The organism is Acetomicrobium sp. S15 = DSM 107314, from assembly GCF_016125955.1.
GTDB classification, from domain to species: domain Bacteria; phylum Synergistota; class Synergistia; order Synergistales; family Thermosynergistaceae; genus Thermosynergistes; species Thermosynergistes pyruvativorans.
Window position 1 is genome coordinate 181,638 of record NZ_JADEVE010000336.1, and the last position, 24,142, is coordinate 205,779.

General features: G+C 46.0%; 20 protein-coding genes, 8 tRNA genes and 1 pseudogene. 7 read left to right on the forward strand and 22 right to left on the reverse strand.

Features of this window, described 5'->3' with window-relative positions; translation table 11 throughout:
- Positions 1-3: 3 nt before the first annotated feature.
- The 10 genes from clpX to EZM41_RS10510 all read right to left on the reverse strand — a co-directional run bounded on the left by clpX (position 4) and on the right by EZM41_RS10510 (position 7,231).
- Positions 4-1,278 carry an ATP-dependent Clp protease ATP-binding subunit ClpX gene (gene clpX / locus EZM41_RS10465; protein ID WP_198471032.1) on the reverse strand — a complete coding sequence of 425 codons (1,275 nt, stop codon included), beginning with the start codon at positions 1,276-1,278 and terminating at the stop codon, positions 4-6.
- Between the two features lie 140 nt (positions 1,279-1,418).
- Positions 1,419-2,702 (reverse strand): TRAP transporter large permease, encoded by a 1,284-nt coding sequence (locus tag EZM41_RS10470; protein ID WP_198471033.1) that lies wholly within the window; start codon positions 2,700-2,702, stop codon positions 1,419-1,421.
- A gap of 1 nt (position 2,703) precedes the next feature.
- Positions 2,704-3,186, reverse strand: coding sequence for a TRAP transporter small permease (locus EZM41_RS10475; protein ID WP_198471034.1), 483 nt, complete (start codon positions 3,184-3,186; stop codon positions 2,704-2,706).
- 12 nt (positions 3,187-3,198) lie between these two features.
- Positions 3,199-4,209 (reverse strand): DctP family TRAP transporter solute-binding subunit, encoded by a 1,011-nt coding sequence (locus tag EZM41_RS10480; protein ID WP_198471035.1) that lies wholly within the window; start codon positions 4,207-4,209, stop codon positions 3,199-3,201.
- Between the two features lie 325 nt (positions 4,210-4,534).
- Entirely contained in the window at positions 4,535-5,116 is a 582-nt protein-coding gene (clpP, locus tag EZM41_RS10485) for an ATP-dependent Clp endopeptidase proteolytic subunit ClpP (protein WP_198471036.1), read from the reverse strand.
- Between the two features lie 32 nt (positions 5,117-5,148).
- Positions 5,149-6,525 (reverse strand): trigger factor, encoded by a 1,377-nt coding sequence (gene tig, locus EZM41_RS10490; protein WP_198471037.1) that lies wholly within the window; start codon positions 6,523-6,525, stop codon positions 5,149-5,151.
- Between the two features lie 163 nt (positions 6,526-6,688).
- Positions 6,689-6,773, reverse strand: a tRNA-Leu gene (locus tag EZM41_RS10495).
- A 16-nt stretch (positions 6,774-6,789) separates the two neighbouring features.
- Positions 6,790-6,865: transfer RNA gene (locus tag EZM41_RS10500), tRNA-Lys, on the reverse strand.
- 15 nt (positions 6,866-6,880) lie between these two features.
- Positions 6,881-6,956: transfer RNA gene (locus EZM41_RS10505), tRNA-Arg, on the reverse strand.
- A gap of 198 nt (positions 6,957-7,154) precedes the next feature.
- A tRNA-His gene (locus tag EZM41_RS10510) sits at positions 7,155-7,231 on the reverse strand.
- A 523-nt stretch (positions 7,232-7,754) separates the two neighbouring features.
- Here EZM41_RS10510 and EZM41_RS10515 point away from each other — a divergent pair.
- On the forward strand, positions 7,755-8,558 hold the full coding sequence (locus EZM41_RS10515) for a cyclase family protein (protein WP_198471038.1): 804 nt from the start codon (positions 7,755-7,757) through the stop codon (positions 8,556-8,558).
- A 42-nt stretch (positions 8,559-8,600) separates the two neighbouring features.
- Here the strand turns inward: EZM41_RS10515 and EZM41_RS10520 are convergent.
- Positions 8,601-8,677: transfer RNA gene (locus EZM41_RS10520), tRNA-Arg, on the reverse strand.
- 214 nt (positions 8,678-8,891) lie between these two features.
- Between EZM41_RS10520 and EZM41_RS10525 the strand changes: the two genes are divergently transcribed.
- The 6 genes from EZM41_RS10525 (at position 8,892) to EZM41_RS10550 (ending at position 13,733) form a co-directional block, all read left to right on the forward strand.
- Positions 8,892-9,839 carry a tyrosine-type recombinase/integrase gene (locus EZM41_RS10525; RefSeq protein ID WP_342449294.1) on the forward strand — a complete coding sequence of 316 codons (948 nt, stop codon included), beginning with the start codon at positions 8,892-8,894 and terminating at the stop codon, positions 9,837-9,839.
- 254 nt (positions 9,840-10,093) lie between these two features.
- A complete protein-coding gene (locus tag EZM41_RS10530) occupies positions 10,094-10,741 on the forward strand; it encodes a PH domain-containing protein (RefSeq protein WP_198471039.1) in 648 nt (215 codons plus the stop codon).
- 454 nt (positions 10,742-11,195) lie between these two features.
- Positions 11,196-11,531 (forward strand): hypothetical protein, encoded by a 336-nt coding sequence (locus EZM41_RS10535; protein WP_198471040.1) that lies wholly within the window; start codon positions 11,196-11,198, stop codon positions 11,529-11,531.
- A gap of 50 nt (positions 11,532-11,581) precedes the next feature.
- Positions 11,582-12,268, forward strand: coding sequence for a hypothetical protein (locus tag EZM41_RS10540; protein WP_198471041.1), 687 nt, complete (start codon positions 11,582-11,584; stop codon positions 12,266-12,268).
- A gap of 85 nt (positions 12,269-12,353) precedes the next feature.
- Positions 12,354-12,920 (forward strand): hypothetical protein, encoded by a 567-nt coding sequence (locus EZM41_RS10545; RefSeq protein WP_198471042.1) that lies wholly within the window; start codon positions 12,354-12,356, stop codon positions 12,918-12,920.
- A gap of 60 nt (positions 12,921-12,980) precedes the next feature.
- Positions 12,981-13,733, forward strand: a complete 753-nt coding sequence (locus EZM41_RS10550) for a hypothetical protein (protein ID WP_198471043.1) — start codon at positions 12,981-12,983, stop codon at positions 13,731-13,733.
- Between the two features lie 145 nt (positions 13,734-13,878).
- On the opposite strand, the gene hxsC is transcribed toward EZM41_RS10550, so the two are convergent.
- From hxsC to recR, 11 genes and pseudogenes are all read right to left on the reverse strand, one after another.
- On the reverse strand, positions 13,879-15,015 hold the full coding sequence (gene hxsC / locus EZM41_RS10555; RefSeq protein WP_198471044.1) for a His-Xaa-Ser system radical SAM maturase HxsC: 1,137 nt from the start codon (positions 15,013-15,015) through the stop codon (positions 13,879-13,881).
- Positions 15,012-16,436: pseudogene (hxsB, locus tag EZM41_RS10560) on the reverse strand (His-Xaa-Ser system radical SAM maturase HxsB); the annotation flags it as partial. The gene hxsC and the pseudogene hxsB, both read right to left, overlap by 4 nt.
- 38 nt (positions 16,437-16,474) lie before the next feature.
- Complete coding sequence (gene hxsD / locus EZM41_RS10565) at positions 16,475-16,810, reverse strand: His-Xaa-Ser system protein HxsD (protein WP_198471046.1); 336 nt, start codon at positions 16,808-16,810, stop codon at positions 16,475-16,477.
- Between the two features lie 984 nt (positions 16,811-17,794).
- A tRNA-Gly gene (locus EZM41_RS10570) sits at positions 17,795-17,871 on the reverse strand.
- Between the two features lie 28 nt (positions 17,872-17,899).
- Positions 17,900-17,978, reverse strand: a tRNA-Pro gene (locus EZM41_RS10575).
- Between the two features lie 12 nt (positions 17,979-17,990).
- Positions 17,991-18,065: transfer RNA gene (locus EZM41_RS10580), tRNA-Ala, on the reverse strand.
- Between the two features lie 168 nt (positions 18,066-18,233).
- The gene (guaB, locus tag EZM41_RS10585; protein WP_198471047.1) at positions 18,234-19,715 is read right to left on the reverse strand and encodes an IMP dehydrogenase; all 1,482 of its coding nucleotides are present in this window, start codon (positions 19,713-19,715) and stop codon (positions 18,234-18,236) included.
- A gap of 13 nt (positions 19,716-19,728) precedes the next feature.
- The gene (gene gltX, locus EZM41_RS10590) at positions 19,729-21,132 is read right to left on the reverse strand and encodes a glutamate--tRNA ligase (protein ID WP_198471048.1); all 1,404 of its coding nucleotides are present in this window, start codon (positions 21,130-21,132) and stop codon (positions 19,729-19,731) included.
- 2 nt (positions 21,133-21,134) lie between these two features.
- Positions 21,135-22,319, reverse strand: coding sequence for a 2-C-methyl-D-erythritol 2,4-cyclodiphosphate synthase (ispF, locus tag EZM41_RS10595; protein ID WP_198471049.1), 1,185 nt, complete (start codon positions 22,317-22,319; stop codon positions 21,135-21,137).
- A complete protein-coding gene (locus EZM41_RS10600) occupies positions 22,319-23,476 on the reverse strand; it encodes a PIN/TRAM domain-containing protein (protein WP_198471050.1) in 1,158 nt (385 codons plus the stop codon). Before EZM41_RS10600 ends, ispF begins: the two co-directional genes overlap by 1 nt.
- Positions 23,477-23,514: 38 nt before the next feature.
- Positions 23,515-24,123, reverse strand: coding sequence for a recombination mediator RecR (recR, locus tag EZM41_RS10605; protein ID WP_198471051.1), 609 nt, complete (start codon positions 24,121-24,123; stop codon positions 23,515-23,517).
- Positions 24,124-24,142 lie beyond the last annotated feature (19 nt).

The window sequence follows — 24,142 nt, forward strand, 5'->3', positions numbered from 1 at the left end:
CGTCTATGCTACCTCCTCGCCATCCCTTCGCTCTATCTTGGGCATGCCCCTGCCTTCTATAAATTCTTCGGTGAGGATTACCTTCGTTACATCGCTGCGAGACGGAAATTCATACATGAGATCCACCATTATAGATTCCATGATGGAGCGCAACCCCCTGGCACCTGTCTTCCAGGCATTAGCTTTGTGAGCTACTGCCCAGAGCGCTTTGTCGGTCACCTCAAGCTCGATTCCTTCCATGGCGAAGAGCTTTTGGTATTGCCGCATTAGGGCGTCTTTCGGTTCAATGAGTATCTTGACCAGGGCTTCCTCATCGAGGCCGCTCAGTGGAGCAATGACTGGCAGCCGTCCGATGAACTCCGGTATGAAGCCATAACGAACCAAGTCGCGAGGCTGAACCTCTTTGAGGATCTCGTAAGAATCTCCGCGCCTTGAGGCTATTATTTCTCCCTCAAACCCTATTACCTTCCTATTGATCCTTCTGGCAACTATGTCTTCCAGGCCATCAAAAGCTCCACCGCATATAAAGAGGATGTTTGTCGTATTGATCTGGATAAACTCTTGGTATGGATGCTTCCTGCCCCCCTTGGGTGGAACATTTGCCACAGTTCCCTCCATCAGGCGCAAAAGAGCCTGCTGAACGCCTTCTCCGGAGACGTCTCTGGTTATAGACGGGGACTCAGACTTGCGAGAAATCTTGTCAACTTCGTCCAGATAGACTATGCCTCTTTCCGCTGCTTTTACATCGTAATCCGCAGCCTGCAACAAGCGCACGAGAATGTTTTCCACATCTTCGCCCACATACCCTGCCTCGGTCAACGTCGTGGCGTCGGCCATCGCGAACGGGACGTTTAACATCTTCGCCAGGCTCTGAGCGAGAAGAGTCTTACCGCATCCCGTGGGACCAACGAGGAGAATGTTGCTCTTCTGAAGCTCTACGTCCTCGCCCGAATTGCAGTAAATTCGCTTATAGTGATTGTAAACAGCCACAGAAAGGATCTTTTTAGCGAGCTCTTGCCCGACGACATACTTGTCCAAAAATTCCTTGATCTCCACAGGTTTGGGAATCTCTGCGATCTCTTTTAGACCCTCACGGACATTTTTGCTTGAAGCATCCTCTTCGCTCAAGATGACATTGCACAGGTGTACGCACTCATCACATATAGACACACCAGGGCCGGCGATAATCTTTTGCACCTCATTCTGTCTCTTTCCGCAAAAGGAGCAGCGCAGGCCTTTGCGAGGGCTGCTCCCCTCTCCATTTTCAAAACCGAACATCTTCAAAACCCCCTTTGCGGGCGATCGCTCAATCGTCAAAAGCAGTTCATGCTTTATGTTTATATTACCTCAAGAACGACAAAAATGACACCTCGCGATGTAAAGTATTGCAGCTATTGTGATCGCGTTTTCGGTGGATATTATTTATGGAGCAAATTGACGAGACCCATCGATACCCATGGAACATAAGTGAATAAAAGGACACATCCGGTCATGGCTAATAATATATAAAGCAAATTCTTCGAGATGGATTCGATAGGCTCTCCAGAGATGGCCGAGGCAACGAAGAGGTTTATCCCATAAGGCGGTGTGACGAACCCCACGGCGAGGTTCACCGTCATAAACAAGCCAAAGTGGACTGGGTCAATTCCAAGTCGAGTAACTACAGGGAGGAGGATGGGAGTCAATATTATCACGGAGGCGATATTGTCCACAAAACAACCCACGATTAGGAGGAACATATTTATGACTATCAATGTAACCGCAGGTTTTTCTGAAATGGCAGAAAGCCAGGCTGCCACAGTAGCCGGTATCTGAGCCATTGCAAGATACGTAGCGAAGGCTATGGAGAGACCTATCATAAATTGAGTGGCCCCATTTACGAGGGACGAATCGAGAAGACATTCGTAAATCTTTTTTGCATTTAATTCTCTATAGACGAACTTGCCGACGAAGAGCGAATAAACGACCGCCACTACGGCGGCTTCGGTAGGAGTAAATATCCCTCCATATATTCCCCCAAGCACTACAATTGGAATGACCAGCGCCCAAGCCGCTTCCTTAAGCGCCTTACATACAGCGCCGAAAGAAAAGCTGCTGGTGGATCTATTATAGCCCCGCCTACGAGATTCGATGAAACAAACCCCCATCAGAGAGAGCCCTAAGATAAGGCCTGGAATTGCCCCGGCGATGAACATGTCACCGATCGATACCTGGGCAGCTACGCCGTATATTACAAAGGGGATGCTCGGGGGTATGATGACGCCTATCGTTCCAGCCGCAGCAGAGATTGCAGTGGCGAATCCCGCATCATATCCCTTCTCTTTCATGGCCGGAATCATAAAGGAGCCGATAGCGGAGACCGTAGCCGGCCCCGAGCCCGAAATTGCGGCGAAAAACATACAGGCTAATACCGTAACCATGGCCAAGCCTCCGGTTATGAAGCCGACCAGGCTCTCTGCCAGATTTACGAGGCGTTTCGATATACCACCTTGCAACATCAGAGCACCGGCCAGGATGAAAAACGGAATAGCGAGGAGGGGGAAGGAATCCAAACCCGTGACAGATTTCTGGGCTATCAAAACCATGGGAATGTTGGTGGTAAGGCCCAAACAGATGGCAGTGACGAGCCCTATGGTAACGCCTATGGGAATGCCCAGCGACATAAACAAGATCAGCAAACCGAATAGAAGAATCGCTTCCATGTTACGAAGATTTTCCTTCCTTACGTTGATTCAATAACCTCAATAGTTCCTCGAGAAGGTGAAAAGTCATCAAGGTACACCCGACCAAGACCGAAGCGTAGGCCCAACCCATAGGAATCCTCATGGCTGCAGATCTTTGACCGCTATTGAACAAAAACAACGTAAGGCGTGCGCCGTAATAAGCCAGAAATGCACCAAACCCGAACCAGACCAGCGCTATAAATATCTCGAATGCGAGCCGTCTCTTGCCAGTAAAGCGACTGACCAACACCTCCACGCGCAGATGGCTACCTCTGCTGGCAGCATAGCTCGCACCGATCCAGCATTGCCATAAGAATATATATCGGGCCAACTCTTCACTCCAGGAGAGCGAATTTTGAAAAACATAGCGCATCACTACTTGGAGGAATACCAAGGCCACATTTACGGCCATGCTGCCGACGAGAAAATATTCCTCTGCACGAACTAACCAATTATGCCACATGCTTAACCTAAATTATCTGGCGCTCCTTTCGGCGAGCTCGATGATGTCTGATCCAATTTCGCCTTTGAATTGATCATAAACGGCACGAGCAGCTTCGACGAGCGGCTGTTTGCTCTCTGGTGTTAGCTCATTTATGATCATGCCTTTGTTTTTAAGCTCAGCAAGAAACTTGTTCTCTTCCTGAGGCATAACCTCGCGATGTTTCATCACAAAACGACGAGCTCCCTCTTTAACCAACTCCTCAAGATCGTCTGGAAGATTTTCAATGAAGGAGCGATTCGCCAAGATGTGAACGACCGAGAAGACGTGACCCGTGAGCGAACAATACTTTTGGACCTCATAGAACCTGGAGTCGTATATGAGGACGATAGGGTTTTCTTGTCCGTCCACGGTTCCCTGCTGCAATGCGGTATAAAGTTCACCGAAGCTCATCGGCGTAGGGTTGGCTCCGACCTTCTTGAAAAAGGCCACATGGATAGGGGTCTCCATGGTGCGAATCTTAAGACCCTTCAAGTCGTCTATGTTTTGGATCGGACGGCGATTGTTGGTGATGTGCCTGAAGCCGTTTTCGAAGTAGCCCAAATTCATCATTCCCTTGGACAGCAATCGCCTATCGAGTTCCTCGCCAAGTTGGCCATCTAAAGCTTTGAAGGCAGCTTCGCGGGTTGTAAAGAGGTAGGGCATCTCGACCACATGAAAACTCCCTTCAAAGCTGGCCGTAATGGAGGTAACCGGTAGGGCCATTTGGAGTATGCCAAGCTGCACTCCCTCTGACATCTCTCGATCTCCCCCGAGCTGGGCGTTCGGATAAAGTTCGACCTTGATCCTACCATTTGAGCCCTTTCCCACATATTCCTGGAATACCTCCCGCATCAAGACGCAGTCGGGGTGGCTGTCCGGTTGTATAGTGCCCACCTTGATGACATAATCTGCGCCCAAAGCCTGACTGCTTGCAATGACGAGGATAATGAAAAGGAGAATACCCACTCTTGACGATATCGCTATTGACCGCCTCTTTGCCATATCTTCTTTCCCCCTTTATAGAGTCCAGAGTCTGCTGAAAACCTACATCATAGCTACACTATTAACAATATAACTTACAAAACACATAGGAGCCATCTTGATTCTTCTTTACTATTTAGACAAGCTAAGGATAATTGGAAGCAAATTGAGCGACTTTTTCAGTGGTCTCAGATCAATCTAAGCTTATAATATCATGCTTGCACTTTGTTCTACAAGAATAAAATGACAAAAGGAGGCCCTTCCATATATGTAAAGGTGCCGTTTACGCTTAAATCGAAAAGGCTGGGCACAACGGCGCCTCAGCCTTTTCATAGAGAAATAGCCCTTACGATCTCTTCGCTATCACCTTGTCCACTATGCCATACTGTTGGGCTTCCTCAGCGGACATAAAGAAATCGCGATCTGTGTCCTTTGCCACAACCTCTATAGGCTGGTTCGTGTGCTTGGCGAGTATCTCGTTGAGCCTATCCCGTATGCGCATGATCTCCCGCGCATGTATTTGGATATCTACAGCTTGTCCCTGCGCTCCACCTATGGGTTGATGTATCATGATCCGAGCATCTGGCAGGGCGATGCGCTTGCCAGGTGCTCCAGCTGCCAAGAGTACTGCGGCCATACTGGCTGCTTGCCCAACGCATATAGTCGAAACAGGACACTTGATATATTGCATTGTATCGTAGATGGCTAACCCGGCAGTTACCAGGCCCCCAGGGCTGTTGATGTAAAGAAAGATATCCTTGTCGGGGTCTTCGCTTTCGAGGAACAAAAGTTGTGCTATCACAAGGTTCGAAAGGTGGTCGTCTATCGGTTCGCCCACAAAGATTATTCTGTCCTTCAGGAGGCGACTATAGATGTCATATGCCCTTTCACCTCGCCCGGTTTGCTCTATAACCATTGGGATCAACATGGTTTCGTTCACCTTCCTTAAATTGACCGATATTAACCGTTGTCTTCCTCAGAGAGCACGTTGTTTTCTGGGGAAGAGGCAGAAGCGGAGTCCTCCCTTGCTTCTTTTACGGTAACTTGAGACATCAAATAATCCACCGCTTTCTCTAAGCGGATATTATCGATAACGTTTCTGAACAATTCTCTGTCCCGCTCTATGCGAGCACGCAGCCGCTCGATTTTTTCTCCCTGCGATGAGGCAACCCTAGTTATCCATTCATCGATATCGCCCGAAGTGACCTCCACGCCGGCAAGTTTAGCCAAAGCATCTAAGACAAACGCCTGTTTCAATGCTCTTTGTGCCCTTTCCCTTATCAAGCGTTCGTATTCTTCTGCCGTTAAATTTTGCTCAGCTAAGTATGCTTCCAGCGACATGCCGCGTTTTTGCTGTATAGCCTCCGCGTCTCTTCTTTTAAGTGCTTCGGCTTCGCGATCTATCATAGAGGTCGGGATGTCAACATCTGAAAGCTCTATCAGCTTCTCTAAGGCTTTATTGCGAGCATCCAGTCGACTTCTGTTCTCCAGTTGTCTTGCTATTTTGGCCTTCAGCGCTTCTCTAAGATCTTCTATATTTTTTTCTTCTCCACCGGTCACCTGAGCTATGAACTCCTCGCTCAGCTCCGGAAGGATGGGCTCGATAATTTTTTTAATCTCGAAATTGCAGCGAACAGACTTGCCGGCGACGGTAGCGTCTGAATGCCCTTCTTCTACGACCAGTTCTGCAATGACGTGCGACCCTACCTCCTTGGAAAGCAGAGCCTCCTTTATCTGCGGATGCAAATTGGGATGGGCCAGGTTTAGACTAACATCTTCCGCTTTCTCTAAAACGCGCTCGCCTTCCTCGTCTTGAATTGTTGTAATATAATCAACTACCACTGTGTCGCCATCGCGCGAGGGGCGCCCTTCTACGGGAAGGAGTTGGATGTGAAGCCTGCGCAGTTCCTCTATGGCCTCATCCACCATTTCATCCGTCACCTGAGGCAAGTTAATTTCCACCTCGATATCTTTCAGATCTGGTAGGACGGCCTCCGGACGCAGTTCAAGGGTAAATTCAAGATTTAGAGGCTCGCCTTCTTTTATTTCTTTCACGTTAACTGTCGGCTCTGTCGCGAGTTCTATCTCATAGTCCTCGACTATTTGGCTCAATGCTCTCGGCACAATCCTATCCAGCGCATCTTTATATATGGCATCTTTACCGAGATAGAGTTCCAAAACTCTGCGAGGTATGTGCCCTTTGCGAAAACCCTTTATGCTTATGCTTTGAGATAGCCTTCGAATGCTTTCGTTCACAGCCTTAGAAAAATCCGATGCATCGACCTCCACTTTTATGGAAACCGAGTCCTTATCCTGTGATACAATTTCGGATCTCACAAAAATCAACCTCCATTTATGCCTGCGACATCACAGTCCGTGCATCATAAGCATTTTATTTTACTACGCCAACGGCAATTTTGCTATCCCAACTGAAAATAATTCTACATAAAGCATGTCAAGCGCAGTAAAAATGCCTCGACGTCATGCGTCGAGGCGAAAGTGGTGCGAGAGGGGGGACTCGAACCCCCACGGTCGAAACCACTGGATCCTAAGTCCAGCGTGTCTACCAGTTCCACCACTCTCGCACGCTTAAAGTCCTGTTGGTGGGCCGTACAGGAGTCGAACCTGTAACCCCAGGATTAAGAGTCCCGTGCTCTGCCAATTGAGCTAACGGCCCACATAACACCCCAGCTGGCGCGCCCGGCAGGATTTGAACCCGCGACCAACGGATCCGAAGTCCGCCGCTCTGTCCACTGAGCTACGGGCGCATGCGAAGATTATCTCCGGCAGCAATAGGAAACTTATCATAGCTCGATGGATTAGTCAACAGGCATCAGACAACTTTTTGATGTAAGATTCTTTTGAAATCCTCTGGGCATCTCTTGTGGATTGTCCTGATCCTTTGGGAAAAGCAAGAGGTTAAAAGGTAAAGAAATCCTTGTACCGTATGGACTTATTGGTATTTTTGGGGTGGACGAGGGGACTTGAACCCCCAGCCCCTGGAGCCACAGTCCAGTGCTCTGACCAGTTGAGCTACGTCCACCATGTCTATTCGCCGAACATCCAGTCTGCGCAAATACACTTATACCAAAGCGCCTTGCCACGGTGCACATTCGCGCATTCCCATCCGAATATGCTTCCTGCACGAATATGCTACACGCTCTTTCAGGAAAGGTCAAGAAGCCAATGGTAGTTATGACGATTGCCACAGGTGCACGGAGAGGATAAATCGGAGTTAGCAAATTCAAAAGCGCTATCTTTTAAAAAAATATGCATGGGTGTTCTATAATTTGGACGGCGCTCGAGCATCGCAAGTTCGAGGGCGACGGGAATTTGCAGTTGGCATCTAAACGGCAAATGTAATTATCGCCCTCGCCTTTGATACAAGAGCAACTCATGGGAAGCAGAAGGAGGATATGTACAGTAACCCGAACAATCACACATTTACCAGGCTCTTTACCGGAGCAGCCGGGATTTTTGCGATGAATACCTTGTAAGGTAGACGAGTCCATAAATACATGTTCTCGTCTGTTTAGTTTAAAATATGATTCAGGAGGCGAGTTAATATGAGTGTAAACTGGGAACTGAAGAACTGGAAGAACGTGAAGATTTACGATCTCTCCATCCCGATTAGCCATTTAACCCCGCCATGGCCCACTTATGAACCGCTCCAGATTAAGTTCTTCAAGCGCTTGGCGCCAAATGGCGCAAACGGACAACTTTTAACACACTCAAATCACGTGGGCACCCATCTGGACGGCCCATTGCACTTCTGCACCCACGGCAAGGACATTGCAAGTCTCGAACTGAAAGACTTTCTCGTGGGGCCAGGAGTTGTGGTAGACATCAGCGACATCGCCGAGGATTTCGGGATCTATACCAGCAAAGACATTGAGGAGCGGGCAGAGGTTCATGACGGAGACATCCTCATCATCAACACAGGTTACCATCGTTATGGTTGGGACCAACCAGAGGCTGACGAAGTCCGCTACATGGTTATGCACCCAGGCCCTACTAAAGAGTTCGCTCAGTGGTGTAAGAAAAGAAAGATTAAGTGGATCGGCGTCGATTGCGGCTCGGCGGATCACCCGATGAACACTAAGATCCGCGAGTGGATGCCTCATTACGCCAAGCTGGCTGATGAGCATCTTAAAAATAAATACGGCAAGGGGCTCGATGACTTCTTCCCGCCGGAGGATTACCAGCTTATGCATGTCGATCTTTTTCCCGATGATATCATACACGCAGAATGCGTTGGTGGAGATATAGATCTGCTCTCGGGCAAGCGCGCTACTATCGGATGCTTTCCCTGGAGGTTTGAAGGCGGAGAATCCTGCATCAGCCGGATAGTGGCCTTCGTGGAGGAATAACGTTTCTTTAAGGGGGCCCCATCGGCCCCCGAAATTCCATATTGGCGCGCCCGGCGGGACTCGAACCCACAACCTACGGATTAGAAGTCCGTTGCTCTATCCCGTTGAGCTACGGGCGCAAATAAACTTGGAGCGGGAAACGGGATTCGAACCCGCGACCTACGGCTTGGAAGGCCGTCGCTCTAACCAGCTGAGCTATTCCCAACTACGACGCAGTTAATATTAGCATAAATGCGAACTTTAGAGCAACACTCCCAAGGCAAGACTTGCACAAAATCGACCGAGGCCGTTGCTCCTAAATTTTGCTCTCCCTCGAAATTATAAGACACAATCGTGAATGAAAGAGGCCATGTAGTTTTATTCCAGGAGAAGTTTCACTCATGGGATGATGCATTGGAAGCCTTCGCACTCTTCAGGAAGGCTGAGGGCTACTCGGAAAGGACCATCAAAGACTACCGCTATCACGTAACGCGCTTTTTCAAAGAATACCCGCAGGCTTGGAATCCTCAGGATGCCGGCAAAACAAGGATGGCTGTGCTTTCCTTCCTCGGCCAGGACGGTATCTCACCGGCAACGTTCAACATCAGGCGAAAGTATCTTAAAGCCTTCTTTTCATGGCTGATAGACGAGGGAGCTTGCACTAAAAACCCGCTCGACGGGATCGGGGCAAGGAAGGCCGAACCGAGGATCGTTCAGCACTCGGCGGAAGTCTTAGAAAAGCTCTTAAAGCTGCCGGATAGGTCAACTTACTGCGGCAAGCGAGACTACGCCTTGTTGTGCCTTTCCATAGACACAGCCATAAGGCCAGGTGAGGCACTGTCTCTGACCATTGAAGACGTCGACCTCAAAGACATGGTCGTTTTAGTCCGAGCTTCCGTGTCAAAGACCCGCAAGAGCAGGACGCTACCCTTCTCCATAGAGACGACCAAGGCGATACAGGCTCTTGTCATGGCAAGGCCGAAGGAGTGGGAAACACCGCTGCTTTTCACCAACCACGAAGGCCAAAAATTTACGCTCTCAGGATGGACGCAGAGGTTAAAGAAACATTACGCACCCAAGCTCGGCTTAAAAAAGCTTTCTCCCTACGACCTGCGCCACGATGCGGCCTTGCACTTTTTGCGCAACGGCATGAACCCCTTTGCGCTCCAGGCGATCATGGGACACTCAAACCTCGAGACCACTAAGCACTACATAGCCCTCGTGGAGGCGGACATACGCGAGGCGCACGAAGCGGCCTCGCCGGTGAAGAAGCTCCTCGGGAGCAAAAAGCGGGTTAGATAAGGTGAGGTGGGTTAGCCTTTGCTGAGGCCTTCTTAGATGATAGAATAGGAAAGAAAAATGTGACCAGGATGTATGCGTGAAACTATTGCAGGGATAAGGCGTGACACGAACACGGCCACCGCAATCCATCTTAACTCAAGGTCACTTCTTTTTACGGGGAGCATAAGATGTAACTATTAAGTGATACTATGGAAATTAAAGATGTATAAAAGTTTAGTTTTTAATAAAATTGTAATTATGTGGGAGATAATAATATGTATTGTCCAAACTGTGGAAAACAAGTAGATAATGAGAGCAACTTCTGTAGATATTGTGGTGCAAAGGTTTATAAAAGTGATATATGCGTTAGTGATAAAGAAATTCCACAAAATAGTGTACCAAATGGTGTGTCTTTGTATGATAGCCCTAAATTAATCACTGAAGACATGTTTAAATTAAAAAAAGGAGAAAAAATGGTTTTTGAAACAAAACCATCAATAAAATGCTCGCTTTTGATGCCTGTGCTTTGTGGAATTATTACTGCTCTGATAGGACTGCCTTTCTTATATTTTCCACTTCTTGCATTGTTTCTTACATGGATGGGTATAGTTATAGAGTTAATTGCCTTGGGAATAATATTAATTCCCTATTTAGTATTTAAAAATATGATTTATGGATTAACAACTCATAGAATTATAAAAATTACTGGAATAATAGGTAAAGATATGTATGAATGTTCGCTTAATAGAGTTCAAGACCTTAGATTTAGGATAAGCCCGTTACAGAAAATATTTAGTTGTGGAGATATATTGATATCCACCGCGGGCACAGCCGGGATTGAATGCATATGGAGAAACATCGAAAATCCACAAGAAGTACAAAGGATTTTGAGATCTTTATTAGATGCAGTAAGAAAGAATTGACGAATAATTAATAGTGAAGTGAGATAGACACCATTGTGTTCTGTGAAAGTTACGTATAATTGTAAAATTTAGGATGGCACTTTTCTAAAGTAATTTAAAAGGGCCATGCCCTCTTATAGAATAAAATTATCGCAAGCTCAAACTATCGAAGGGATGGAGATGATTCAATTTTATATTACCTTGTATGAGGAGGATTTACACCATCTATTTTCTAGCAATGACGAAAGCTTAAAAAGTCATAGAACAATTTACCAATCAACTCCTGGAACAACAGCGTACGAAGCAGATCAATGCAAAGCCTTACTAGCGTACAGAGCAAAGAAGAGTGGAAGACGCAACAGATGCAGGGAAAGAAGGCTAATTACCAAAGCGAGAACCTTGGCATTGAAAGTACCACAGATAAGAGGAAATTACTAAAACAGCGAAGGTAAAAATAGAGAGAAGGGGGAGGCAAATGAAAAGAAATAACACGGTATTGAGAACTTTACTGATAAGCCTGATTTTAGTAGTCATTTTTGTTTCGATAACTTCAGCGAGTACAAAGTATGTTACAAAAGGCGGTTATCCTTTTGCCACTACCAAAGAGTATCTCAAACAGGCTATTAGCTACATCATTAGCGGCGATAATGAAGCGCTTGCTAAGCTCATAGCGGCTGGCGTTGTAGGCATTCTTGAAGATGGGACGGTTGTTTACATGGAAGGCGCAACGTGGACACTAGTTGAATTTAGGTTTCCTGGAAAAACTAAGAAATTTTGGACGGTGATGGAAGCGTTGTCAGAAGTAAAATGAGATTCAATACTATTAAAGAAAGAAGGCGAGACAAAATGAAGGGGAAGCCTATGAAGAGATGGTTAATTGGGTGTATTGTTTTTGTAATTATTCTGACGAGTAGTTCAGCCTACGCACAAAAACTTGTAACTTTCAGGCCAGACGCTGAATCTGGAGTTTTTATGGGCTTCAAGTGGAATGAAAACATAGCAACAATAAATAACCCATCTTATAGTGTAATTGAAACATATACAACAGAACACCAAAACAGAGCAACAAACAAAGATGAACCTAAGATCATCCCAGGCCTTACGGCTGCGAATATTAAATCAATCCTTGAAAAAAGTTGGGGGTTAGTTTTTAGTGGGCCACAAAAAGGAAAATTACTTTTACATGATAGCGGCGAAGCGGTAGACTCTGACACTGGAATTCACTTAATGTGTGATATTTATGAAACATCACCGCAAAAAGTTCAGTGGGTAAATTTCATAGTTGATGCATCTTATGTTATGGGTTTAATTGAAATTGATCGGATAACCAAATTAGCGGAAAGATATTTCAGTAGTTGTGTGACCATATCTTATGATGGAGCCAACCCAACGAAAGCAAAACAATGGGTTGCAAAAAATGTTTCCAAGGCAATTAAACCAGGAGAGCTTTCAATACAAATTGGCAAGGCAGAAATTAAACTGTTTGGTACTGAATATATGCGTACCTTACAAATTACTCCAATTGGAGGTGCTACACCTCTGTATTGACATTAGATTGATATTTAAGTCATGCTAGAAAGATATATAAATTAATTAATGAACAATCTTGTGATTCAATAGGGGGTAGGATTTTATGCGAAAATGCTGCCATTTGGGGTTTTTATTATTGTTATTGTTACTTCCCATGGTTGCTTACGCAGGAACTCGATTTGTTGAAGGATCAGCTACAGGTAGATATTACAACAATGTATGGAAGACATGGAGCGAAGAACCTATTTATGTATATGTGGACGAAAAAGGCAACACTTACATTAAAGGTGGCGAGGGGCTTATATGTGCAAGAGGGATTATTTATGCAGGAGAGAGACAGAAATTTATAGAACTGCTAAGAAAAGGAATTAAATGGGCTGAAACTGCAAGGAAAGAACAATTAGAAATTACAAAAAATTTGGGTTCATTTATGAAAGAAGGATCATACGGTGACAAATATGGAATTAAACTTACATTCTTTTCCGCAAACAAAGGAAACCAAACTGATGTAATTTTAGATATAGTCGACTTTGATAATATATTTAATACAATAACCCTTTATTTGAATCCATCACAAGTAAAAGAGCTAATTGAATTACTGGAAAAAGTACCTCAAACTCTAAAGGAACTCAAGGAACACGAAAAGAAATCTAAGACATTATTAAAATAACAGTAGTTCAATGAGTTTGCTGAATTGTTCAATAACCAGGATAGCAGGATGCAAAGTAAAATGAAAGAGAAGATATATAGGGTGGCATTGCTAATTGGATGCATTGCTCTTATGTTCGTTTTATTAACACACGATGAATCTCCAGAAAATGAATCATTGACTAAGTATCGCAAACGTGCTAATTCTGATGATGCCCAAACAGTAGAAGAAGCGATATTTCACGCAACTGCCCGTGACCTCATAATTTCACATATAGAACCCAATAAACTAGGCATTAAAGGGCATGAATTCAGGGTAAAACGTAATCCAGTTGGTGAAGGCTGTTTTGTTTATGACCTCGCACCAAATCCAATAATACAGACACAGAAAGACTATTTGGTTTGGTGGGTCCGTGACGACACCCATGCTTATGCGCTTAACGGTCCGAGCAAGATGGTGACACCAACTTTGCCTTATCCAAGAGAGGATTTGGGGGCAAAGTATAATGAGATAACCACAATAGTGGTTAACTATACATTTAGAAACGTTCCAATAATTTACTGGCCAGCAAGCGTCAGCACACCTCCTACTGAGACTTATACCGTTATGGAATACAAAATATACGACTATGTGATCAATGCATCCATGCCAGAAGAGAAAGCCATACAGGAAATGGCCAAGCATTATAATATATCTACTGAGCAAGTAAAAGAGATATGCGATAAAGTCTCTAACATTCTTTACAAGAACAATTGGTTTGGAATGTCATGTGAGCAATTGCTTAAACAGGCATCTGATTGCAATTGGCGCTATAAGTACATTTTATATAGTTAGACAGTTTAAATATCCAAAATTGCGCTATGTAACAGGTAGAAGATACGTACCCCAACAGCATTGTTGTCTTACCCTCACCCTAATAACTTATGCACTTCTTATCAGCTTTTGATAATTCTTGCACAGAATTTTGTTGTTTGCCTATTTACTGTCCAAGAATAGGAGAAATATTTGGACTAACATGCACAGACGTTTCAAAAAGCCCGCAGCAATTTACCCTCTCTTCACAAGAAGAACAAAGATCTAAATAGGTTTTTTTCCATGTTGAAATGGAGTCTCTAGAAAATTCCCAAATATCACGAGGCAAAAGGCATCTTGGTACATTATAGATTGATATATTCATTTCCCGCCTATGAAGTTGAAGTATTGCCTCTCTAAGAAGACCTGCATAATCAACGGGATCTATTCTGATCGACTCAAGATTCTTTGCCGCTTCCCCCGTATACTCCAGCCCCATAAAGGCAATATGCGAAACGAACGGAAGGTTTCGATAGACAAATTCAGCATAATAAGGTAAGCGCTCGTAATTTTGTCGCATAATAACAAAGCGCAGCTCTATTCTGCATCTAAAGCGAGCTAAATTATATAACCCTCGCATTACATGACCAAAGGCGGCCTCGGCTCCTACGATCTCATCATGAACGTCATCAATGTCTCCGTTTAGAGAAATGCAAAAGAGAAGGAATTTGTTCCTTTGTTCAATAAGTTGTTTAGTTTTACTAAAATCAGCTAATGCAATTCCGTTTGTAAGAATAGCAAGATGTGCATTAGGCAATCTCTTTTTGCAAAAGACTAATAAATCTTTTAACTGTTCCATTTCTAACGTAGGTTCTCCGCCTGAAAAGCAGATGGAGTTTGTTTTTGAGCTGACCATAGAAAGAATCTCTTTATTCTCTTTCCAAAAAGACGATGATAAATTAGAGTTAGCAGGTTGTGGGCACATTATGCACCGGCAGTTACACTTATCTGTAACAAAAATCACATTTTGGAGAGATCCTTCTTCCCATACTCTAACAACATTTCCATTGGGATAGATCTTAATAATGTCCCCCGTGCGCAATTCCGAAAGAGATTCAGGACTTATGCCTCCAATATAAGGCATTTTGCCATACAATCTTGGCAAACTCGTACTCGAAGTTAAAAATGCTTTATGTCTTAAGCTCCAATGAAACTTTTCGGCCACAAGAACGGTTTTATGCCTACCAAACGACAAGGCCCTCCTTGAAACTTTTCCTATAAGTGGCTCTAAAATGTTATGTGAGGTTCCCTGAAGAGTTTTCATAAGCGTATTTCCTCTAATGGCCTATGAGTAATCCAAGACCAAAATACATTCATTACCTGTTCATCATTTTCCAAGATATAATTAAACAGGAAATCCATGATACTCTTGTTTTTCCTACAGAAGTCACTGTGTGGGCTAAATCCTACTACGTCTCCGGTTTCTACATAATTCCGGACGGGATCCGATCCACAATAAGTCTGATAAACGCAAGAAGAGCACTCTGGAAGTATTTCAACACAAGATTTAGAGGTAATTGATCTTAGTTTTTCGCCTCCAAATATTTCTTCATATGAATTTTTTTCAACGTTACCTAGGAGAAACCTTTTGTTTCCAGTTCTAGCAAGCATACGAGCCTCATCTGTAGGATAAACGTCTCCGTTATAGTCATAAATTGCTCCACTGATACCAGCACCCGCCGGAGATTGCAGATCCATAAATCCAGTAGTAAATGGAGTTAAAATCCTCGAAAGAAGAAGCGTAGCAAAGTACTCAGCAAAATACTCCCCGTTAAGATTTCTCTGTAAAATGTAACGAAAACCCTCCTTGTAGGTTTCGATGAACTCTTTCATTGAATAACCAAGCGTAGCAATGTCTTCCCTTGCAAAACCGTAAGGATTTAAAGATCTTAAAAAGATTCCTTTGAAACCAAGTCGCATATATTCATCAACAACTTCCCTAATCCTTCCTAAATGATCCCGCGTAATGGTTAGAAGTGGTGATATAGCTTCATCTCCCATAATACGACGTGCAAGTAGAAGATTTTCGACGAATTTATCATATGAGCTTGAGCCATTTCTCATCTTGCGATGCAGGTCATGCAGTTCCTTTGGGCCGTCTAAAGAGGTAGAAATTTGCACACCTTCTGCTTTTAGAAATTTTATTTTGCTCTCATCTAATAATGTCATATTGGTACAAACCACAAATTCTAACTTTTTATTTGCTTTCTTGTTATGTTTTTTGGCATAATGAACAATTCTTACCAGTGTTTCCCAATTGATAAGCGGTTCTCCTCCTTGAAACTCAATTTTGATCACTTTAGAAGGAGATATAAAGATCATATCGACCACTGCATCTGCAATATCAGGACGCATATTTTGCGACATATGTCCTTTTATCAAATCAGAACTAGAGGCATGGCAATAATCACAACGACCATTACAATGCCCTGTCAACACTATCATATGAAGAGAAGTAAAATTTTTTAGGAAGGCTTTTCGAGTTCTTAATTTTGTGGCAAGCATTTCAACTGATAGTTCCAAGTCATGATCTGTAATGAAGTTTTTACTTTTTAATAACGAAAATGTATGAGAATCAACAGTAAAAGGATTCTTCAAAAGAGTTTCGAATTCTTGAATCGAAATTACTGCATATTCTCCAGCATAGTTAACAAGCAAAACATTCGTATTTCCTAAAAACTTAAAGGAGAATGGAAGGAAGGAAAACCATTGTTCAGTCGCTTTTAAGGATTTTTTTTTACCGGCGAAAAGGCATACTCCACAATAATATCTCTAACATGTCCAAACTCTCGTTCAAGATTAACACGAACCTGCTGATCCAAAGCCTCATTTATGAATAATTGGGCATCTTTCTCGACCTCTGCAAGGGTTCTGCCATTTTTAGGTTCAAATAGAACGCCAATCGATTCTTCATCTATAGGGAATACTTTAATAACATTCTCACCTATAAAGTTATAGGCTGCTGAAAAAATGGCAGCCTGACTATAAAGCGACTTTTGAAGGCTAACTAAATAACCTTTCTCCTGAGAAATAACAAAAGAATGTTTAAGATCAATCATCTCTTCATATGATTAAAACATCATGAGATAAACTTGCTACTTGGACGAATAGTGCGAATAATGAGATCGGTGTGAATAATGAGATTGATGAGAGCTGTGCGAATAATGCTCTTGCGGGAGCTGTGTGATTACATTACTTTGAATGTCAGAATTCGCAAGCTCTAAGTAAACTGGTGTATCTTCTGAAATTCTCTCCAGCTTCTGTTTTTCCTGTGCTTGAGATATCTGCGAGAGGCCCAAAAACGAACTCCCACCAACAAGAAGTCCTAAGACTGCGGAAATAATCGAATTCTTCTTCATAGCCAAGCCCTCCAAAGGCTAAATTATAACCTGGCTCCTACCTCAGTTATTTATTATAGAAGTGGATTACTTTCTGTCAAGGCCTTTATCCCTTTCTCTTTGTTTATGCACGGCGTTTCGGGGATCAGGTCTTTGTTTTTTGGTGTTTCTTGGGCTACCATAGCTTCATAAAACGTCACAAGGGTATCTTTTATTGCTGTATTTTAGCACAGGCTTGCTGCCATACACAAACATAAGCCAACAAAAGCAGCTTAAGACCTAACCATTTACTTTATCTTCCCCACCCTCCTTTTAGTGGGCACGAGCTTATTCACTGGCGAGGCGTGCGCATGCTGCTCTTTTATGTCGTCTTGTGTATATGCCACGTAGCGCTTGGTCATGGTTAAGTCTGTGTGTCCGAGGATGCGCTGCAGAGACAATGTGTTGCCGGAAGCAAGCTTGGGAGAGAGGCTGATGTATTGAATGTTATTAATATGTCTCTTAGGATATAATTGAGACGTTGGGGCATCTTCAAAATAGCCGTAAGTTAAAAACAGAAAACACAGCGAAAGGAGGCGAAACTTATAATTCGAGGGAGTTTATTTTCAGTGTAGCTTAAGTTATGGCAAAAATGAGGAGGCCGTCGTTCCTAAATCGAGTATAAAAAATTCCCGACACAGCACAAAGCCGGTCGGGAACTAAACTTGGAGCGGGAAACGGGATTCGAACCCGCGACCTACGGCTTGGAAGGCCGTCGCTCTAACCAGCTGAGCTATTCCCGCCTCTCTGCACTACCAAACTTATAGTTAGTGGTCGGGGCGAAAGGATTTGAACCTTCGACTCCCTGCTCCCAAAGCAGGTGCGCTAAACCAGACTGCGCTACGCCCCGACTCCTTACGCTTGGTGGAGCTGGGGGGACTCGAACCCCCGACCTTTTCCGTGCGAAGGAAACGCGCTCCCTCTGCGCTACAGCCCCATCTGCTTTCGCGCAATCATTGTATTTGTAGGGCCTGGCTTTGTCAAGGTGACAGGGGCTATATGTTAGTAATAGCAATCTCAAGTTCAATAATTTTGTGTGGGTTAAAAATCAACGCATTATTTTTGCTATTTTGAAGCAACCCCCTGCATGTCAAAGCAATGCGTTTTATCCCTCTACGCTGTAGTTTGGCGCCTCTTTGGTTATAATCACGTCGTGAGGATGACTCTCTTTGACAGAAGCTGCTGTAATCTTTACAAAACACCCCTTCTTTTGGAGTTCTGCTATATCCTTTGACCCTGTGTACCCCATTCCTGAGCGCAAGCCACCGACCAGTTGGTATACAACGGCAGAAAGGGCACCCTTGAAAGGAGTTAACCCCTCTACGCCTTCGGCTACGAGCTTTTCCTCTGTCGTCACGCCTTCTTGAAAATAGCGATCTTTGCTGCGTCCTTCTCTCATCGCTGCAATAGAACCCATACCTCGATAACTCTTGAAAGACCTTCCGCGATAGATGACCTCTTCTCCCGGGCTTTCCTCTGTACCGGCAAAGAGAGAGCCTATCATGACCGTATCTGCTCCAGCCGCCAAGGCTTTCGTGATGTCGCCGGAATAGCGAATGCCACCATCAGCTATGACGCAACGGCCACGTTTTTTAGCCACGGAAGAAACTTCCATGATCGCCGTTAGTTGAGGAACACCGGCACCGGCTATAATGCGAGTGGTACAAATGGAACCGGGCCCTATGCCGACCTTGACTGCGTCAGCTCCTGCATCTATTAATGCATTTGCTGCGTCAGCAGTTGCGATATTGCCTCCCACTACCGGCATGTCGCCACATCGCTTTTTCAACGACCTTACCGCATCCAATACGCGTTTGGAATGGGCGTGGGCTGTATCTACGACTAAGATGTCCACTCCAGCCTTTATCAAAGCCTCCGCGCGTTCGTATAAGTCTTCACCGACGCCAACGGCGGCCCCAACCCGGAGGCGTCCCCGCTCGTCCTTACAGGCGTTTGGAAACTCTCGAGCCTTCTGAATGTCTTTTATCGTTATAAGGCCCTTCAGGTGTCCTTCTTTATCAACGAGAGGGAGCTTTTCCACTTTGTGCTTCTTTAATATTTCCTTGGCCTCCTCCAGCGTTGTTCCTACGGATGCCGTGATCAGCCCTTCCTTTGTCATCACAGCTGCGATGGGTTGGGCGTAATTTGTGACGAAGCGCAGGTCCCGATTGGTGATAATACCCACGAGTTTCTTTTGGTCGTTCACTATCGGTACACCGGATATGTGATAATGCTCCATGAGTTTTACGGCTTCGCCGACAGAATCCTCCGGGTGTAGATAAAATGGGTCGACGATCACGCCAGCTTCAGAGCGTTTTACCTTGTCCACCTCTCCTGCCTGTTTCTCTGGAGAATTATTGCGGTGAATGATCCCAATTCCTCCTTCACGGGCCAAGGCTATGGCAAGGCGCGCCTCTGTAACGGTATCCATAGCAGCACTACAAATGGGCACGTTGACCTGTATTTGCGGCGTGATGAAACTCTTAACATCCACATTTGCCGGAAGGACTTCGCTATAATTGGGAACCAATGACACATCGTCAAAAGTTAGCCCCTCAAAAGGTTTAAATTTAACATTCAAGTCCATAACTGATCACTCCTCAATGCCTCCAATCTCGTTCGAGGCGCAAAAGCGCCTCGTCGCGTCCTAAGCTCCACAATACAAGGGCGACGGAAGATCCGTCTCTTGTGCCTGTGAGCATTATTCGCAAGAGATGATAAAAGTCTTTGCTCTTTATCTCCTTTTCGCGGCAAAAGGATCTGAGGGCTTCCCCAATTTCCTCGGCGTTCCACTCCTTCAAGTTGCGCATGACCTGAACCAGCTCCGAAACCCACGGCGGAGACTCTTCACATTTTTGAGGGCGCTGGAAAAGCCAAACGATCTTTTGAGTTATCTCAACGAGCGTGGCACAATCTCCTCGGACGTCATCGATGAGAGCCAAAAACGCTCTTTCGTCGACGGGCTTAAAGTTACCTCCAACACAAGCTATGACTTTTTCGGCAAGCCACGTGAGATCGGCCTTTTTTATGGCTAATTTTCCCCAATAGCGCAGCCTTTCTTCGTCATGGATGGGAGGGGAAGAACTGACTTGATCAAGCGAAAATCTCTCGACCAGATCGTAGAGTGTGGGCACGGTGTCACTTACTTCAATAGACCAACTCAACGTCGCTAAATATGCCACGAGAGCCTTTGGCAGATATCCGAGACTACGATAATGGGCTATGCTTACAGCCCCTAATCTCTTGCTGAGCTTTCGCTTCTCTGCGTCGAGGATTGTAGGGATATGGGCGAAAATTGGTCTCTCCCATCCCAGTGCATCGTATATTAAGATTTGCCTGGCTGCGTTATCTAAATGCTCGTCACCTCGGATTATGTGAGTTATATTCATCAAGTGGTCGTCCACGGCGGCTGCAAATATATACGTTGGCCAGCCATCCGGCCGCATGATGATAAAGTCGCTCAAATCGTCCAAATCGTAAACTCTACGACCATGTATCGCGTCCTCAAAGTCGAGCCTCATGCCCTTTGGGGTGGCAAAACGCAGACTCGGCCTTCTCCCTTCTTTTTCCATGCTTAAACGTTCCGCTTCGGTTAGATGACGACAACGCCCCGAATAGCGGGGTGGTTTGCCTGCAGAAATTTGACTCGACCTCTCCGCCTCGAGCTCTTCTTTCGTGCAGTAACATGGATACGCTCGCTCGAGCGATTCCAAGCGTTTTGCAGCTTCTTGATATATAGAGAGTCGCTCGCTCTGGCGATATGGAGAGTAAGCCCCGCCCACGTCAGGCCCCTCGTCCCAATCGAGCCCGAGCCAGCGCAGGTCTTCCATTATGTTGCGCTCGTAGATTGTGCTCGACCGCGACTGATCGGTATCTTCTATCCGCAATACGAAAGCACCCCCACGATTGCGCGCCCAAAGCCAATTAAAGAGTGCAGTCCTGGCTCCCCCTATGTGAAGTTCACCAGTAGGGGAAGGAGCGAAGCGCGTTCTCACGCTCTTCATGGTCAGGATTCACTGCTCCAGCCGAGAGGTCGCCTCGCAACCGTGGCAGTGGCGTGACATACAAGACATTCACCTCTACCGACGCTTCCCACAGACTCGCCGGACTTCACTTTAATGTTGGCCACGCGCCCCGAGCGCCTCTGGCCTAACTGCAAGACCGACTCCAGGCTTCGTCGGATCGCTTCTATTTTGTCCGCCAATCGCGGGATCTGCGCTTGTAGCGTGGCGTCTACCCATTCTATAGACCAACCCTCGCTCGAGATCAAATCCACCACCTGTTTCAGAAGTTCCATGCTGTTGGCTCCTCTATACGTATCGTCATCGGCTGGGAAAAGTGTTCCTATGTCGGATTCCCCGGCAGCTCCGAGCAGGGCATCGGCCACGGCATGGGCTACGACATCGGCGTCGGAGTGCCCATGTAATCCGAGTGGAGCGTCTGGTATCTCAATGCCGCCCAAACGCAACCTGCGACCCGGCACCAACGGATGGACATCAAACCCGTTCCCTACGCGCATTACCTCCCCGCCCTCGACGATCGCGCTGGCGAGCTCCCAATCCTGTGCGTCTGTGATTTTAAAATTCAGCTTGGCGCCTCTTACGGGAACGAGCTCCTTGCCGGCCATGATCCAAGCTTCGGCCTCATCTCTGAAGCCGTCTTGATGTTCATCGAATGCGCGTAGCAGTTCTTCTCTGGGGAAAACTTGAGGTGTCTGAGTAGCCAGCAAATCCTCTCTTGGCACAATGGTCATTTTGCCATCTGGAAGGACCCTTTTAAGCGCGTCGGCCACAGGTATGACTGGTATTGCCCCTTTGCCGTCCGTCACCGCCTCCATGAGGCGACGGCAGAGTCCCGGCTTCACGAAAGGCCTAACGGCATCGTGCACGAGACACCCCCATGAGTTGGAGGCCAAAAGGCCGGCATGCACGGAATCGGATCTGCGCGGACCTCCAGTTATTACGGTCACTGGAAGCTCAAAATTTTGCGCTTGGTTCTTAACCTCTTCCTCCATCCCAGCTGGGACGACCAAAATTAGCTCTTCTACGAGACCCTGCTTATATAATTCCTCAGCCACCACAGCGCTCCAACACCATACAGGACGCCCTCCGAGTATGCGAAATTGCTTGAGCTCGCCGCCGAGACGGGTTCCCTTTCCGGCGGCAACTATTATGAACGACCATGTCTTCATCAACGTACCTCCCGTCGCATCCGTCCGAAGATCATTCTGCCCGCCGAGGTTTGAAGTATCGAGGTGACGGTCACTTCTACTCGCTTGCCGATATAAGCTTCCCCATCTTCCACGACGAGCATCGTGCCGTCGTCAAGATATCCAACTCCCTGGTCGGGCTCTTTTCCTTCGCGGATTATATCGACTACGACCGTCTCTCCTGGCAGGAGGATCGGCTTCATGGCATTAGCTAAGTCATTCACGTTCATAACTTGAACACCTTGAATTTGAGCGATCTTGTTCAGATTATAGTCGGTAGTGAGGATAGCGGCGTTCTCTCTCCTTGCCAAGGCCAAAAGGCCGTCATCGACGCTTTCTACGCCAAGCTCTCTGAGAGATATATCGACAATATTAAGCGTTATTACAGAAACTTCTTGTAACTCCCTGACAATGTCGAGCCCTCTCCTGCCTTTAGTTCGCCTTGTGGGATCCGACGAATCAGCTATAGCCTGAAGCTCGGCAAGCACGAACTGAGGCAACAAGAAAACGCCCTCTAAAAAACCAGTCCTGGCTATATCCAAGATCCTGCCGTCGATTATGACGCTCGTATCGAGGATTTTCTTTGGACAAGTTCCCTTCTTTTCTGCAGACCCTTCGTGACCTTCGACCGCGCCCTCCGGTTGCCTTCCCTTCCTCAGGGTGAGGTGTTCCTTCAGTGTCCCGAAACTGCTCCACCAGCTCATTATCTCGTCCTTGCGCCGCAAGAAGAGATGGATTCCCAAATAGCCGAGCGTTATGTTCAATACGACAGCTAAATAAATACCTATCCCAGGCAGATCCACGAAGGGGAGGGCCAGAAGATTTGCGATGATGAGCCCTATTATGAGACCCGCCAGGGCCATAGATATATCTTGCCAGCTCAATGATTGAAGGTTATGCTCTAAAAATAGGCCAATAAAGCCGACCAACCTGATAAAAAGAGGCGCTATCACAAAATAGCCTATTAAGGCAAGGACCAACACGAGGCCGGAAAAGATGGCCAACTTTTGCGGCAACCCAGTCCAGGGAAGCCATTGGTTCTGCTGTATATATTGAGCGATCTGGTAACCGGCCAATCCACCCAGCAAGGCAAAGAGTGCTTTCGCTATGCCTTGGAGTACGCCCTTTTCCTCATGCATGTCATCACTTCCTTTCAAAATTTGAATTTCAACTTCGATCATGGTTCATCTTTTATGGTGGTGCGCGATTCCATCGCGGCGTGAAGCGTGGCGCGATCGGCGAAGCTTATGCTGCCGCCCAGCGGCAGACCGTAGGACAAGCGCGAGATTTTTACCTTTAGGCCAGACAATGCCGATAGCACTGACTGCGCAGTGAGTTCACCCTCTACTTGAGGGTCTAATGCCAGTATTATTTCTCTCACTCCTAATTCTTCCACCCGCCTCCTCAGGCGATCCAACGAAGACGGATCGATGTCTTCGCCATCTAAAGGAGAAACCCTACCGCCTAAAACATGATATATCCCCTGATGGATCCCATGCTCCTCCAAAACGAGAAGGTCTTCAGCGGTCTCAACCACGCAGAGAGATACGCGGTTTCGTAAAGGGTCTGCGCAGATATCGCATACTTCCCTTTCGGTGAGGTTGCCGCACTCGGGGCACGGATGAAGGTTCATTCTACATGATAAAATGGCTTCCGCCAACTCTTGAGCGAAGGACGGAGGCTGCTGCAGTATAAAAAACGCCAAACGGCGCGCACTCTTCTCTCCAATTCCAGGAAGGCGAAAGAGCAATTTTAATAATCGTTCAAGGGACCCGGTCGATGACAACGCCAATCCTCCCCATTTG

What these genes read in the sequence shown, in the direction of transcription:
- EZM41_RS10470 (WP_198471033.1), bottom strand. Translation starts at nt 2,702, where the DNA reads ATGGAAGCGATTCTTCTATTCGGTTTGCTGATCTTGTTTATGTCGCTG.
- EZM41_RS10515 (WP_198471038.1), top strand. Translation starts at nt 7,755, where the DNA reads ATGAGTGTAAACTGGGAACTGAAGAACTGGAAGAACGTGAAGATTTAC.
- clpX (WP_198471032.1), bottom strand. Translation starts at nt 1,278, where the DNA reads ATGTTCGGTTTTGAAAATGGAGAGGGGAGCAGCCCTCGCAAAGGCCTG.
- EZM41_RS10475 (WP_198471034.1), bottom strand. Translation starts at nt 3,186, where the DNA reads ATGTGGCATAATTGGTTAGTTCGTGCAGAGGAATATTTTCTCGTCGGC.
- EZM41_RS10600 (WP_198471050.1), bottom strand. Translation starts at nt 23,476, where the DNA reads ATGCATGAGGAAAAGGGCGTACTCCAAGGCATAGCGAAAGCACTCTTT.
- gltX (WP_198471048.1), bottom strand. Translation starts at nt 21,132, where the DNA reads ATGAAGAGCGTGAGAACGCGCTTCGCTCCTTCCCCTACTGGTGAACTT.
- ispF (WP_198471049.1), bottom strand. Translation starts at nt 22,319, where the DNA reads ATGAAGACATGGTCGTTCATAATAGTTGCCGCCGGAAAGGGAACCCGT.
- guaB (WP_198471047.1), bottom strand. Translation starts at nt 19,715, where the DNA reads ATGGACTTGAATGTTAAATTTAAACCTTTTGAGGGGCTAACTTTTGAC.
- EZM41_RS10480 (WP_198471035.1), bottom strand. Translation starts at nt 4,209, where the DNA reads ATGGCAAAGAGGCGGTCAATAGCGATATCGTCAAGAGTGGGTATTCTC.
- clpP (WP_198471036.1), bottom strand. Translation starts at nt 5,116, where the DNA reads ATGTTGATCCCAATGGTTATAGAGCAAACCGGGCGAGGTGAAAGGGCA.
- EZM41_RS10535 (WP_198471040.1), top strand. Translation starts at nt 11,196, where the DNA reads ATGAAAAGAAATAACACGGTATTGAGAACTTTACTGATAAGCCTGATT.
- EZM41_RS10550 (WP_198471043.1), top strand. Translation starts at nt 12,981, where the DNA reads ATGAAAGAGAAGATATATAGGGTGGCATTGCTAATTGGATGCATTGCT.
- hxsC (WP_198471044.1), bottom strand. Translation starts at nt 15,015, where the DNA reads ATGAAAACTCTTCAGGGAACCTCACATAACATTTTAGAGCCACTTATA.
- EZM41_RS10530 (WP_198471039.1), top strand. Translation starts at nt 10,094, where the DNA reads ATGTATTGTCCAAACTGTGGAAAACAAGTAGATAATGAGAGCAACTTC.
- EZM41_RS10540 (WP_198471041.1), top strand. Translation starts at nt 11,582, where the DNA reads ATGAAGAGATGGTTAATTGGGTGTATTGTTTTTGTAATTATTCTGACG.
- hxsD (WP_198471046.1), bottom strand. Translation starts at nt 16,810, where the DNA reads ATGATTGATCTTAAACATTCTTTTGTTATTTCTCAGGAGAAAGGTTAT.
- EZM41_RS10545 (WP_198471042.1), top strand. Translation starts at nt 12,354, where the DNA reads ATGCGAAAATGCTGCCATTTGGGGTTTTTATTATTGTTATTGTTACTT.